Here is a 13723-nt window from a genome sequence, read left to right as displayed (position 1 = left end):
GTGACAGTCATGACTACCAACGCCTCTCCTGGTCTCGTCGCGGCCGGCGCCGGGTCACCTCGACGTCGGTCAGCTGACCACGAAACTTGTGACCGACGACCGCCCGTAGGAGCGGATCACGATCTCGTACGCCCACACCCGGTTGCCCCACTTGGGGAAGTGCCAGCCCTGCGGCGGCCGGGTGATGCCCTGGACGACCCCGGACAGACGGCCCGTCGTGGTGATGCCCAGCCGGCGGCCGTCCGGGTGGGCGAAGGTCAGCTTCGTGCCGTTGAGCGGCGCCGACACCAGCGTCCACGCCGGGTCGAGGTGGAAGTACTGCCGCCACAGGTTCTTGGCCGGGAACGAGTCGCTGACCTTCATCGTCCGGGTGTCGCGGTTGACGTTGACGCCGCGGGTGTGGCTGATTCCGAACATGGTGTCCTGCACTGTCCAGTTGTGCGCCGGGCCCTGGATCACACTTGCCGTCACCTTACCGCCGGCGCTGGTCACGGTGCCGCCGTCGGGCAGCGCCACGTTGTGACTGTTCGCCGACAGTTGATACGCGCGGTAGTTGTCGGCGGCGTCGTAGCTGAACCGGCCCGGGCCGACCAGCACCCGTACGCCCGCCGCGGTGAACGTCACGCCGCCGGCCCGGTCGTGCTGGCCGTGCGCCCGCCGGGCCGGGCCGTACCGCAGGCTGTAGTAGACGGTCTGCGGATCCGTCCACGACCAGCGGCCGATGGTCCAGCCGGTCTGGTCGTCCCGCAGCACCCGGGGCGTGCTCAGGGTCGTCGCGGCGCCGCGGATCTCGTCGGAGTCGCCCACCTGCACGATGATGCCGTCGGGCTCGGTCAGCCACTGGTACGCGGTGCGGGCCTTGCCGACCAGCATGTCGACCGTGGCCGCGGCGGCCTCCGACCCGGGTGTGTCCGCCAGCACCGGCACCGCGTTGGCCCACAGGGTGGTGTTGACCCCGTGATACATCGCCGACTGCTCGTAGGAGAGGCCGCGGGCGGAGAACGACTGCGGCGCCTCGCTGGTCATCCGCCTGACGGCGGTGGTCTTCCAGGACGGTACGGCGAGCAGGTCACTGCCCCGGGCGAGTTGCAGGTTGGCCATCAGGCCGTGGTTGTGCACCGAATAGTTGGGCGGTCCGTAGTACCGGGGGCCGAGCAGGACCCGGGCGTCCGCGGTCATGCCGGGCCGGAGCAGCTCGGAGGCGCTCAGCGCGTACAGGCAGTTCTCCGTCTCCAGGCGCCGCAGCGCCGTGCCCTCGTCCCAGCCGTAGTTGTTGTTGCCGGGGTCCGGGTTCTGGCGGTGGAAGGCGACCGCCTGGGCGACCAGCGCGGCCAGCGACTGCGCCTGGCCGTCGATCGCCGCGCGCCGGGCCAGCGGCTTCATCCACATCAGACCCTGGTACTGCAGGCGCCAGGTCACGTCGGCCACCGGCGGGTTCTTCCACGACGCGGCGGGTATGGCGCCGACCGTGAAGGCGGGCGCCGGGGGCATGCTCACCACGATCGGCTGGCCGTCGGGCACCGGGTCGGCCGCCGCGGAACCGCAGCGGGCGTCGGCGGTCGGATCGGCGGATCGCTGCCCTTCGGGCCGGGGGCCGTAGATCTCCTCCAGGGCGTCGATGTCGTCGACCGCGGCCGGGTCCAGGGTGATCACGTGCGTGTCTTTCGAGTCGGCCCCGGCCGGGAGCGTTCCGAGCAGAAGTGCGGTGAGCGCGAGGACAGCGCCTGCCGCGGCGGATCTGTGCATTTCCTCGTCACCATCCCCTCAGGACTGGATCCGGCCACCCCGTGATCAACCGAATGCAGCAAAAAAGATCGTTCGTAAGGGGAATTCAACGCCGGAAATACGTTTTCCACACCGCTCGAATGGACTGACGTCAGGGACCTTTCGGCGCCATTCCGTGATCAATTCCACGGCCGGCGTCAAATCCACGGGAATGGATCAACAAAAGCTGGTGCCGGGCCCGCGCACCGCGCGTGATCCAGCCGGCGAGCATTCCACCGGCCACCGGCGCGATCAGATACACGGCGAGCAGCCGCGTCTCGCCGGAGAACAGGGCCGGGCCCAGCTGCCGTACCGGATTGGCGGAGCCTCCGGTCAGCGACCCGAGGGCCGCCCCCTGGAGTCCGAACAGCCCGCCCACGATCCAGGCCAGCGGCCAGCGGGGCCGGGCGGCCGTCACCCAGCACATGACCGCCACGATGACCGCCAGGGTCGCCGCCTCGGCGACCGCGACGGACGCCACGGTCCAGCCCGCTGCCGGCTGCACCACGGCCCAGCGGACGGGCCGCTGCGACACCACGGGACCCCACCACAGCCTCGTGACCGTGGCAGCGGCGATCGACCCGGTCGCCTGAGCCGCCAGGTACGGCAGCACCCGCCGGCCCGGCACGGACCCCGACGCGAACAGGCCCAGAGTGATCGCCGGGTTCATGTGGGCGCCGCTGAACCGTCCCGGCGGCGAGGTCGCGAAAGCGACGATGACCAGCCCGACCAGGGCGGACACGGCCATCACCCGGCCGCGGAGCTCGACGGGTCCGGCCCCCGGCGCCATCGTGCCGATCCCCCAGCGAACGAGGGTGAAGACAACAGCCATGAACGCCGTGGTGAGGACGAACTCCACCGCGGCCGCCCGGCCGTCGGCACTCGTCGGCCGCATCGTTTCCCGCACTGGCGCGTCCATGGGCCGAGCATCGTCCCGAGATCAACTTCCGAGCAGGGCCCATGGTCCCGTCCCGGCCGGCCGGTCGCCCCCGGCGGCAGCGGGTGCGATCAAGGACGCACCGGTGTAGACCGGGAGGGTCCGGCGACGAGGAGGTCGAGATGACAGCGATCCTGCCTGCCGTGCCCGTGCTGCTGGTGGGCGCGCTCGGGCTCGTGCCCGTCGCTCCCGCGACCGGGGAGGCGCCCGGGGCACCCGGCGTCGATCAGCAGTATCTTCCGGCCGACAAGTCGGGGCTGCTCACCTCGCGGACGCGGGAGAGCAAGGTCTGGGCGACAGTGCAGCGTGAGGGCGGCCTGGGTGAGATCTTCTACCCGACCATCGGCGGGCCGAGCGCCCGTTCCCTGACCTTCGTGGTGACCGCCCGCGGCGGCATCGTCAAGGCCGCCGTCCGCACTGAGCAGCTCGACGGGCTGCGCTTCCGGCAGACGTACGACGGCTCCGGGTGGCGGCTCACCGCCGACTACACGACCGATCCCGTACGGTCGGCTGTCCTGGTTGACCTGTCGTTCGCCGCGCCGCGTGGTCATGAGCTGTTCGCTGTCTACGACCCGGCGCTGGGCAACACCCGGGCGGGCGACTCGGGGCGCACCTCGGGCGGGGCGCTGCTCGCCACGGACGGTGCGGTGTCGAGCGCGCTGGCCGGCTCCTTCACCGCCACGTCCAGCGGTTTCGCCGGGGTCAGCGACGGTCTCACCGACCTGCGCGACGGGCGGATGGACTGGCGTTACTCGTCGGCCACGGCCGGCAACCTGGTGCAGACGGCCGCGCTGCGCGGGCGGCACACCACTCTCGCGCTCGGCTTCGCCGGCTCCGCCGCCGAGGCGCTGACCACCGCCCGGCGCTCTCTGCGGGACGGCTTCGGCAGCGTCGCGCGCTCTTACGCGTACGGCTGGAAGCGTTATCTGGCCGGCCTGAGCGCCCCGCCGCGGGTGTTGCGCGGCCCCGCACAGCGGCAGCTCTACCGCACCTCCGCGATGGTCCTCGCGGCCGCCGAGGACAAGACCCACCCGGGGGCGTACGTCGCGGCGCCGGCCTCACCGTGGGCGTTCGGCACGGATGACCCGTCCGGGCCCTACCACCTGGTGTGGTCGCGCGACCTCTACCAGATCGCCACGGGACTGATCGCCGCCGGTGACCGCGCCGGCGCCAACCGGGCCCTGGACTTCCTGTTCGGCGTGCAGCAGAAGCCCGACGGCTCGTTCCCGCAGAACTCCCAGGTGGACGGCACGCCGGTGTGGGGCGGCCTGCAACTCGACGAGGTGGCGCTCCCGATCGTGCTGGCCTACCAGCTGGGTCGCGGGGACACCTGGCCGGGCGTCAAGCGGGCGGCCGACTTCCTGGCCGGATATCCCGGGGCGCCGTTCACGCCGCAGGAACGCTGGGAGAACCAGTCGGGTTACTCACCCAACACCATCGCCACGGCCATCGCCGGCCTGGTGTGTGCCGCTTCGCTCGCGCGTTCCCACGGTGACCCGGCGTCGAGCCGGCGGTATCTCGCGACGGCCGACTCCTGGCGGGACCGGGTGAAGTCGTGGACGGTGACGAGCACCGGCCCGTACTCGGCCCGGCCGTACTTCCTGCGGCTGACCAAGGACGGCAACCCGGACGCCGGCACCACGTACAGCATCGGCGACAGCGGACCGGTCGATGTGGACCAGCGGCGGGTGGTCGACCCCAGCTTCCTCGACCTGGTCCGCCTCGGCATCCTGCCGCCGTCCGACCCGGACGTGGTGAACACCCTGGCCGTGGTGGACGCGCAGCTCGGCGTGGCCACCCCGCGAGGGTTCTTCTGGCACCGGGCCTCGTTCGACGGCTTCGGCGAGCAACTCGACGGCAGCCAGTGGGAGTACGACGAGCCGCCCGGCTCCCTCGTGTCCCGCGGCCGGGCCTGGCCCCTGCTCAGCGGCGAACGCGGCGAGTACGAGATCGCCGCGGGTGACCTGCGGGCAGCGGCCTCCCGGCTGGCCGCGATGACCCGTACCACCGGCCCCGGCGGCATGCTCCCCGAGCAGGTGTGGGACCACACTCCCCCGGCGGGACAGGGCCGCTTCGAGCCGGGCACGCCGACGTTCTCGGCGACGCCGCTGGCCTGGACGCACGCGCAGTATCTGCGGCTGGCCCGGGACCTGGCGCAGGGCCGGGTCGTGGAGCAACCCGCCGTGGTCGCCGACCGCTACCTCGGCCGGAGCCGCCCGGCCCGTTGAACGCCGGGCCGTCGCGAGGGCCGGCCGGCACCCTCCGAAGCCGGCGAAAGGATCGGGACTCCCGGCCCTACCGCACTGCAACGGGGCATCGGCACCGTGACCTACCACTGGGTGGACACGAACCGCGCCGAGCCGTTCACGGCCGATGCATCCGACCACCGCGAACTGATGGCGCAGATCTGGTATCCCGCCGATCCGGCGGCGGGCGCTGCGCGGGCGCCGTACATCGCCGAGGCCGAGGGCAGGTGTCCGGTGCTGGTCTTCCTTTCCGGTCTGTACGGGTTCCGCTCCGTCAGCACCTTCCAGCTCGAGAAACTGGTCTCGCACGGGTACGCCGTGGTCGGCCTCGACCAGCCCGGCGTCGTCACGACGGTCCGGTTGCCCGGCCCGGACCCGCACCGCATCCTCGCCGGACACCTCGATCTCGGCCGCGTGGGCGTCTTCGGGGTCTCGCTCGGGGGGCGCATCGCGGCAGAGTCCTGTCTGCGGGACGCCCGCATCAAGGCCTGCCTGGTGATGGACGATCCCGTACCGGCCGGCGTCGTCGCGGCCGGACTGCGCCAGCCGACGATGTTCCTCACCCGCGACGCGGAGACCATGCGCCTGGAACGGCGGAGCTCCGGCGGCTGGAGCGAGCACGACATCGCCACGACGCTCGGCACGATGCGGGCCGCCTACGCGAAACTGAGCGGCGGCGGGTACTACGTGGAGATTCCGGAGCTGTTCCACGTGAACTTCACCGACCTGCCGTACTGGCTTCCGGCGTCGGCGCGGCTGGGACTGACCGGCCCGATCGGCGGCCGGCGTGGGCTCACCGTCATCAACGCGCTCCTGAACCAGGCGTCCCGGGCGATTCCGGGAACGACCGTCGCCGTACGCCATCGCGCTCAGGTGCCGGCGGAATAGCGGAACCGCCCTCCTGGCCCGCCCCGGCCTCCTAAAGTGTGGCGGGGACCGGTCGATCATGCGGTCCTCCGAGGAGTTCCGGCAAAGGTCGGTCCTTTCTCGGTCCCGGGGACCGACCGGCAGGCTGGCCGGATGTCCTCATGCCCGTCACAGTGCCCGATCGGCCTGGTCTGCGGCTGACGGCACGCGGCCGAGGAGTTTGTCCGATGAGTGCCACAGCGAATCCTGCCTCCGGCCGGCATTTTGTCGCCGACCTCGGGGTCAACGTCAAGATCGTCACCGCGATCGCCGTCGCTGTCGGGGTCGCCGTCGCGGTCGGCGTCGTCGGGCTGTCGGCGTTGAGCAAGGCCAGCGCGTCCGCGCAGTCGCTCTACAGCAGCAACGTGATCGGGATCAAGGCCATGGGCCAGCTGGACGTGACGGTCAAGCAGGCCCGCTCGGACGTCTCCAACGTCGTGATCTCGCAGGACGACGCCACCGCCGACAAGTATGTCGCCGCGTTCGCCGCCGACAAGGAGAAGTTCGACGCGGCCTATGGCACGTACGGCAACAGCGGTCCCGCTGACCAGTCCATCTTCGCCGACCTCCAGTCGCGATGGCAGGGATACGTCCAGGTGGTCGAGAAGCAGTTGATCCCGCTGGGAAAGGCCCACGACATCGTCGGATACCAGAAGGTCCGCGACACCGAGGTGGTGCCGGTGATGGCGGCCATGAGCGAGGACGTCGAGGCCCTGGTGAGTCGAGAGGACGCGAACGCCGCCAAGGCTGCCGCGACGGCCGGGTCGAGTTACCGGTCGAGCCGCGTCCAGTCGATTCTGCTGCTGGTCATCGGGGCACTGCTGGCGCTCGGGCTGGGGGTGCTGGTGGCCCGCGGCATCGTGCGCTCGCTGCACCGGGTCAAGGAGGTCTGCGACGCCCTGGCCGCGGGAGACCTCACCCGTACCAGCGGTCTCACGTCCCGCGACGAGCCCGGCCGGATGGGTCAGGCTCTGGACGCCGCCGTGGTCAATCTGCGGTCGACGGTCGCGACCATCGACAGTTCGGCCACCTCGCTGGCCGGCGCGTCGGAGGAGATGTCGAGCACCGCGACGCAGATCGCCGCCTCCGCCGAGGAGACCTCCGCGCAGGCGCAGACGGTGTCCGCCGCCGCGGAGCAGATCTCCCGCAGCGTGGACACCGTCTCGGCCGGCAGTGAGGAGATGGGCGCGTCCATCCGGGAGATCGCGCAGAACGCCACCGAGGCCGCCCAGGTCGCCTCCCAGGCCGTCGCGGTCACGGCGGCGACCTCGGCCACGATGACCAAGCTCGGTGAGTCGTCGGCCGAGATCGGCAACGTGATCAAGGTGATCACCGCCATCGCGGAGCAGACCAACCTGCTCGCCCTCAACGCCACCATCGAAGCGGCCCGGGCCGGCGAGATGGGCAAGGGCTTCGCCGTGGTCGCCTCCGAGGTCAAGGACCTGGCCCAGGAGACGGCCCGCGCGACCGAGGACATCTCCCAGCGGGTGGAGGCCATTCAGGCCGACACCACCGGCGCGGTCACCGCCATCGAGGAGATCACCCGGGTCATCGCCCGGATCAGTGACTTCCAGACGACCATCGCCTCGGCGGTGGAGGAGCAGACGGCCACCACCGCCGAGATGAACCGCAGCGTCAGCGAGGCGGCCACCGGCACCTCCGACATCGCCCTCAACATCACCGGCGTGGCCGAGTCGGCCCGGCTGACCAGCGAGGGCGTGACCCAGTCGCAGCAGGCCACCGCGGAACTGGCCCGGTTGTCCAGCGACCTGAAGACGCTGGTCACCAACTTCCGTTACTGAGCGAACGCGACGGCGACGTCGAGAACCCAGGTCACGCCGAAGCGGTCCTTGAGCATGCCGTACAGCGGGCTCCAGCCGGCCGGGCCCAGGTCCTGGACGATGGTCGCGCCGTCGGACAGACCTTTCCAGTACGTGGTGAGCTCGGCCTCGTCCGTGCCGCGCACCGAGACGAAGACCGGCTTGTCGCCCGGGCTGTAGGTCTGGTGGCCGGGTACGTCGTACGCCATGACGTGGAAGCCGTTCGGGGCCTGGACCTGCCCCCACATGATCTGCCCGGCCTCGGCGGGGTCGGAGACGTTGTGCGCGTCGGCGTAGGTCAGCAGGACGGTCTGGCCGCCGAACACGGACTGGTAGAAGGTCAGCGCCTCCCGGGCGTCGCCGCGGAAGTTCAGGTGGGTCGTGGTGGTGACGCTCATGATGACTCCTGTCTCGGTTGCTTGGCTCAAGATTCGCAGCCGTAGGTGACAGGGTGTGTCCTCTTCTTCGGGCAGAATCGCCGTCATGCCGAAGACCTCCGCCCGACTACTGGCCCTGCTGTCGTTGCTGCAGTCCCGCCGGGACTGGCCCGGCACCTTGCTGGCCGACCGGCTGGAGATCAGCCTGCGGACGGTGCGCCGGGACGTCGACCGGCTCCGGGAGCTCGGCTATCCCATCGCCGCGGCCAAGGGGCCCGACGGTGGCTACCGGCTCAGCGCCGGCACCGAATTGCCGCCGCTGCTGTTCGACGACGAACAGGCTGTCGCCCTAACCGTCGCCCTGCAGCTCGCCGCCACCACCGCGGGCAGCGGTCTCGCCGAGGCGGCCGCCCGCGCGCTGACCACGATCCGGCAGGTCCTGCCGGCCCGGCTGCGGCACCGGGTCAGCGCGCTGCAGGTCATCGCCGTCGAGCGGCCCGCCGCCCGCCCCGCCGCTCCGGTCGACGGCGACGTGCTCCTGGCGATCAGCGCCGCCGTCCAGGCTCGGGAGGTCCTGCGCTTCGACTACGGCGCCGAGCAGGCCGACGCGCCCCCGCGCCGGGCCGAGCCGCATCACCTCGTCACCTGGGACGGCCGCTGGTATCTCGTCGCCTGGGACCTGGACCGCGCGGACTGGCGTACCTTCCGGGCCGACCGGATCGCTCTGCGCACCCCCAACGGGCCCCGGTTCACCCCCCGCGAGCTGCCCGGTGGGGACGTCGCCGGCTTTGTCATCAGCAAGTTCCGTGGTTCCGGTGACAGCTCAGGTGGCTGGCCCTGCCAGGGCACAGTGCTGCTCGATCTGCCGGCGGCCACCGTCGCGCTCTACAGCCGCGACGGCGTTGTCGAGGAGGCCGGGCCCGGCCGCTGCCGGCTCACTCTCGGATCGTGGTCCTGGCCGAGCCTCGCCGCGGCCGTCGCCCGGTTCGACGCCGACATCGAGGTCGTCGGCCCGGCTGACCTGGCCGACGCGTTCGGGCATCTCGCCCGGCGGCTGGCCCGGACCGCAGCCGCGTTCGATGCGGCGCAGGACCGGCCGTCGTTATCCTGACGGCCGACGAGAGGGGGCCGGATGCGCCTGCGCGTACTCACGATCAACGTGCAGAACGACGAGGGCGACCCGCGCCGGACCGGCCTGCTCAATCAGGAGATCCGGCGCCTGGCGCCGGATCTGGTGGCGCTGCAGGAGGTCTGCTATCCCGGCCGGCGTGACCAGCTCGCCGACCTGGTCGCCGGCACCGGGCTGCACACCACCCACCAGGCCGCCGTGCTCGACCGGCTGCCGCCGGACGGTGACCGGTACGGCGGAACCGCGATCGCCACCCGCCGGCCGCACCGGGTCCTCGAGGTCCTGGAGAACCGGACGGGTGACGTCCACTGGTGGACGCTCGCCGTGTCGGTCCCGGTGCCCTCGCTGGGTGAGCAGTTGTTCGTCGTGCCGACCACGCCGTGGCGGCTGGACGCCGAGGCCGCCCGCGAGCGTCAGGCGGTCGAGATCACCGAGCTCGACGCCCGGCACCGGACAGGGCTGCCGACGATCATCGCCGGTGACCTCAACGCCGGCCCGGACGCGTCGAGCATCCGCTATCTGAGCGGCCTACAGGCTCTGCACGGGCGCAGCGCGCACTATCACGACGCCTGGGCGGTGGCCGGTGACGGGCCCGGCCACACCTGGACGGTGGACAATCCGCTGGCCGCCGCCGAGATCGACCGGGTGATCGGCCAGCCCGGTCACCGCCGGCGGATCGACTACGTGTTCGTCGGCTCCGCGCACGCCCATGCCCGGGCCCGCGCCCGGATCGTCGCGGCCCGGCTGATCGCCGACCGCCCGGTGGACGGGGTCTGGCTCAGCGACCACGCCGGCGTGGTGGCCGACCTGGACGTGGAGACCGTCCCGTCGTCGTGACGGCGGGACCATCGGCCCTGGTCCACGGGTACGGCGCGATGCCATGCTCCACATCGACCGGCGGTGGTGCGGCCACCGCCCTGCTCGAGACCGGAGGCACCCATGATCGCCCAGGTCGGAGACCGGATCATCATCAAGGGAACGCACGTGGGTGACCGGATCCGCGTCGGCGTCATCATGGCACTACGGCACGCCGACGGCACCCCGCCGTACGAGGTACGGTGGCTCGACGACGGGCATGTCGGCCTGATCTTCCCGGGCCCGGAGGCCCACATCGAGCACCCCGCCGGACCGGCATGAACCGCGGGCGCACGCGTCCGGATGCTCCATGCCCGATCCGCCCCGGGGAGCCCTGCACCTTGTGCGAGCTGGGCACCACCACCGCCACGAGCCACCCGGCGGCGCAGTAGACGACTGGGCCCGCACGGCCGCTGGGCGAAGCGTGAGGATGCGGAGGCTGAGCATGACGGCGCGCGATGTCTGCGGCGCGACCAGCCTCGGTCAGGATGCCGCGGCCTGCGCGTTGCGCCGGATCCTGGCCCCGCGATCGATCGCGGTCGTCGGCGCGGGACGACGGCGCGGCGGTGCCGGACACGAGACGATCCGCGCGCTCCGCGACTACGGCTTCCCGGGCCGGCTCCACGTGGTCAACGGTTCCGGCCGCCCGGTGTGCGGTGTGCTCGCCCACCGCGCCGTCACCGACCTGCCCAGCCCCGTCGACCTGCTGATGGTCGCCGTGGACACCGACGACATCGCAGACGTCCTGAACGACGCGGGCGGGCTCGGGGTGCGCGGCGCCGTCCTGCTGGGCACCGGCCCGCGCGGCGACGATCCCTGGGGTGACCGGCAGCGGCGGGAGATCCTGCGGATCGCCCGCCGGCACCACATCCGGCTCCTCGGCCCGGGCTGCCTCGGCGTCCTCAACACGGATCCACGGGTACGGCTGAACGCGAGCCTGTCGCCGCTGCGCCCGCCCAGCGGCGGCCTCGCCCTGGCGGTGCGGTCCGGTGCCGTCGGCATCACGCTGCTGGCCGACGCGGTACGCGAGCACTGCGGCATCTCGAGCCTCGTCTCCCTCGGCGACGCGATCGACCTCTCGGGCGGCGACCTGCTCGGCTACTGGCTCGACGACCAGGCCACCCGCGCGGTCGCCCTGTCACCCGACGCGTTCAGCGACCCGGCCGGCTTCGCCCGGGCCGCGTGGTTCCTCAGCCGGCGCAAGCCCGTGCTGGCGATCACCGGCGCCGCTGATCCCGTACGGGAGGAGTTGCTCGCCGAGGCCGGCGTCATCCGTACGGCGAGCGTCGGCGAGACGCTCGACACCGCCCGGATCCTGGTGGACCAGCCGCTGCCCGGCAGCAACCGGCTGGCGATCGTCGGCAACGCCGGCGGCCTCACGGCCCTCGCCGCCGACCGGGCCCGGACGTACGGGTTCGACGTCGTGCCGCTGAGCGGGCCGACCCGCGACCATCTCCCGTCCTCCGCCGGACCGGACGGGCCCGGCAATCCGGTCGATCTCGGCATCGACGCGCTGCCGGCGCGGATCGCCGACGCCGCCGAGACCATCGCGGTCAGCGGCGAGATCGACGTCCTGCTGCTGGTCCTGGTCGGCACGCGCGCGAATGTGCTCGCCGCCCACCTGGCGGCTCTGGCTCCGATCCTCGATGACCATCCCCGTCTCACGATCGCCGCGATCAGCACCGGCGGCACCGCGGACGTGCACCAGTTCGGCCGGTCCGCCGTCCCGGTCTTCCGTGAGCCGGAGCAGGCCCTCCGGGCGCTGGCCCACGCCCGCGACTACGCCGCCTGGCGGCGGTTCCCGCCGGCCCGCCGCCCCGACCCGGGACGCGGCGCGATCCGCCGGACGGTCACCACCGGGCCCGGTGGAGCCGGTCGAGGAGCGTTTATCCAGCGCTTATGACCTGATCCGTACGGTCGCCGGCCATGACCGTCCTCCTGGATCAAGCGCCGTCGGCTGTCCACTCCCCCGAGGTCGCCGCCGGTGCCCGGGCCCGGCTGCCGCACGTCGCGGCGCTGTCGGCGTACGTGGTGCTCGGGGTTGTCGTGATGTGGCAGTACCTCGGCGATCCCGGGGAGCGCATCTCGTCGCATCTGCCCGCCGACCACACCTGGTTCGAGTGGCTGCTCGCGCACGGCGCCCACTTCCTCGCCCACGGCGGCAACCCGCTGTTCTCGACCGCGCAGAACACCCCGGACGGCGTGAACATGATGGCCAACACGTCGGTGCTGGGCGTGACGATCCCGCTCGCCCCACTGACGCTGCTCCTCGGCGCGCGGATCACCTACGTGGTCTGGATGATCGCCGCCTGCGCGGGCACGGCCGCCACCACGTACTGGACGTTGCAGCGCTTCGTCGTCCGCTCGCGGGCCGCGGCGTTCGCGGGCGGGGCCCTCGCCGGGTTCGCGCCCGGGGTGGTGCACCACGCGAACGGGCAGCCGAACTTCGTCTCGAACTTCCTGCTGCCGCTGATCGTCGCGGCCGTGTTCGGGCTGGGCGCCGGGGGCCGGTGGCGCCGCGACGGGGTGGTGCTGGGCCTGCTCGTCACCTGGCAGTTGTTCATCAACGAGGAGCTTCTACTCGTGACGGCCCTGGCCAGCGGGCTGGGCGTGGCCCTGTACGCGGCGCTGCGGCCCGCTGCGGCCCGGCGGCGGGCGGCCGGGTTCCTGCGGGCGCTGGGCACGACCGCGGTGGTGGCCGGGGTGCTGTGCGCGTACCCGATCTGGTTCCAGTTTCTCGGGCCGCAGTCCTTCGCCGGCATGCCGGCCTTCACCGGCTGGGGCGAGGATCCCGTCACCTACCTGACCTTCGCGCGGGACACCCTGGCCGGCGGGCCGCAGGCCGAGGCCACGCAGGGTCGCATCGAGCAGAACAGCTGGTTCGGCTGGCCCCTGACGCTGCTGCTCATCGGCCTCGTCGCAGCGCTGTGGCGCCGCTCGGTGCCGGCGCGGGTCGCGGGCGGCGTCGCGGTGGTGTTCGCGGTCCTGTCGCTCGGGCCGGTCGTGCGGCTCGGCGGCGTGAACACCGGCTCGCGCGGGCCGCTGGCGTGGCTGCCCGAGGGCGTGCCGATCGTGGATCTGCTGATGCCGAGCCGGTTGACCTACGCCGTGACCGGCGCCGCCGTGCTGCTCGTCGCGCTCGCGTGGGACCGTCTCCGGCTGTCGCGCCTGCTGATCGTGGCGGCCCTCCTGCCGCTGCTGCCCACGCCGCTGCCGGCCATGCCCGAACGGCCGGCGCCGGCATTCGTGGCCAACGGCGACTGGCGGCAGTACGTGCACCCGGGCGGAACCCTGGTGCCGGTGCCGCTGCCGAGCAACTGGGTAGGGCGCGACACGCTCAGCTGGAGTGCTCAGGCCCGGCAGGAGTTCACCGTGCCCGAGGGTTACTTCCTCGGTCCCGATCCGGACGGCAAGGGCCACATGGGCCCGCGACAGGCCAGCCGGACCACTCAGCTGATCATCCGCACGCTCACCGGCGGCACGACGCCCCTGCTGTCGGACGAGGACCGGGCAGCGGTACGCGCCGACGTGGCCCGCTGGCACGGCGAGGCGGTGGTGATGCGCGCCGAGGCCGGCAACCAGGCCCTGCGGGAGCTGTTCACCCAGGTCTACGGGCCCGCGCTGACCGTCCGTGACGTCTGGCTCTGGCAACTGTGACCTCACTCCGGCTTTATCCCCGGCCGGGCAGG

13 protein-coding genes are annotated in these 13723 nt (G+C 72.3%); 10 read left to right on the top strand and 3 right to left on the bottom strand.

Annotated elements, in window-relative coordinates:
- Positions 1-69: 69 nt before the first annotated feature.
- A complete protein-coding gene (locus ACQP2Y_RS23315; RefSeq protein WP_433731674.1) occupies positions 70-1653 on the bottom strand; it encodes a hypothetical protein in 1584 nt (527 codons plus the stop codon).
- Between ACQP2Y_RS23315 and ACQP2Y_RS23310 the strand changes: the two genes are divergently transcribed.
- Entirely contained in the window at positions 1654-1791 is a 138-nt protein-coding gene (locus tag ACQP2Y_RS23310) for a hypothetical protein (protein ID WP_433731672.1), read from the top strand. It begins immediately after the preceding gene.
- Between the two features lie 85 nt (positions 1792-1876).
- Here the strand turns inward: ACQP2Y_RS23310 and ACQP2Y_RS23305 are convergent, their stop codons facing one another.
- A complete protein-coding gene (locus tag ACQP2Y_RS23305) occupies positions 1877-2683 on the bottom strand; it encodes an aquaporin (protein WP_433731670.1) in 807 nt (268 codons plus the stop codon).
- 140 nt (positions 2684-2823) lie between these two features.
- On the opposite strand from ACQP2Y_RS23305, the gene ACQP2Y_RS23300 reads away from it, so the two are divergent.
- The 3 genes from ACQP2Y_RS23300 (at position 2824) to ACQP2Y_RS23290 (ending at position 7655) form a co-directional block, all read left to right on the top strand.
- Positions 2824-4929, top strand: a complete 2106-nt coding sequence (locus tag ACQP2Y_RS23300) for a glycoside hydrolase family 15 protein (protein WP_433731668.1) — start codon at positions 2824-2826, stop codon at positions 4927-4929.
- Between the two features lie 96 nt (positions 4930-5025).
- The gene (locus ACQP2Y_RS23295; RefSeq protein ID WP_433731666.1) at positions 5026-5835 is read left to right on the top strand and encodes a hypothetical protein; all 810 of its coding nucleotides are present in this window, start codon (positions 5026-5028) and stop codon (positions 5833-5835) included.
- A gap of 206 nt (positions 5836-6041) precedes the next feature.
- Positions 6042-7655, top strand: a complete 1614-nt coding sequence (locus ACQP2Y_RS23290) for a HAMP domain-containing methyl-accepting chemotaxis protein (protein ID WP_433731664.1) — start codon at positions 6042-6044, stop codon at positions 7653-7655.
- Here ACQP2Y_RS23290 and ACQP2Y_RS23285 read toward each other — a convergent pair.
- The gene (locus ACQP2Y_RS23285) at positions 7649-8071 is read right to left on the bottom strand and encodes a VOC family protein (RefSeq protein ID WP_433731662.1); all 423 of its coding nucleotides are present in this window, start codon (positions 8069-8071) and stop codon (positions 7649-7651) included. The two genes, ACQP2Y_RS23290 and ACQP2Y_RS23285, sit on opposite strands and share 7 nt — an antisense overlap.
- Before the next feature lie 85 nt (positions 8072-8156).
- On the opposite strand from ACQP2Y_RS23285, the gene ACQP2Y_RS23280 reads away from it, so the two are divergent.
- From ACQP2Y_RS23280 to ACQP2Y_RS23255, 6 genes are all read left to right on the top strand, one after another.
- Positions 8157-9161, top strand: coding sequence for a helix-turn-helix transcriptional regulator (locus ACQP2Y_RS23280; protein ID WP_433731659.1), 1005 nt, complete (start codon positions 8157-8159; stop codon positions 9159-9161).
- Between the two features lie 21 nt (positions 9162-9182).
- Positions 9183-10016 carry an endonuclease/exonuclease/phosphatase family protein gene (locus ACQP2Y_RS23275; protein ID WP_433731656.1) on the top strand — a complete coding sequence of 278 codons (834 nt, stop codon included), beginning with the start codon at positions 9183-9185 and terminating at the stop codon, positions 10014-10016.
- A 102-nt stretch (positions 10017-10118) separates the two neighbouring features.
- Complete coding sequence (locus ACQP2Y_RS23270; RefSeq protein WP_433731654.1) at positions 10119-10316, top strand: DUF1918 domain-containing protein; 198 nt, start codon at positions 10119-10121, stop codon at positions 10314-10316.
- Entirely contained in the window at positions 10313-10426 is a 114-nt protein-coding gene (locus tag ACQP2Y_RS23265) for a DUF6767 domain-containing protein (protein WP_433731652.1), read from the top strand. The genes ACQP2Y_RS23270 and ACQP2Y_RS23265 overlap by 4 nt, the downstream gene beginning before the upstream one ends.
- Positions 10427-10479: 53 nt before the next feature.
- Positions 10480-11937, top strand: a complete 1458-nt coding sequence (locus tag ACQP2Y_RS23260; protein WP_433731650.1) for a CoA-binding protein — start codon at positions 10480-10482, stop codon at positions 11935-11937.
- A 23-nt stretch (positions 11938-11960) separates the two neighbouring features.
- On the top strand, positions 11961-13691 hold the full coding sequence (locus ACQP2Y_RS23255) for a hypothetical protein (RefSeq protein ID WP_433731648.1): 1731 nt from the start codon (positions 11961-11963) through the stop codon (positions 13689-13691).
- The last annotated feature ends 32 nt before the right edge of the window (positions 13692-13723 follow it).

It is taken from the genome of Actinoplanes sp. CA-051413 (assembly GCF_050955795.1).
Classification (GTDB): domain Bacteria; phylum Actinomycetota; class Actinomycetes; order Mycobacteriales; family Micromonosporaceae; genus Actinoplanes.
Note: the sequence above shows the minus strand (reverse complement) of the source record. Positions and strands in the feature narration are given on the sequence as shown.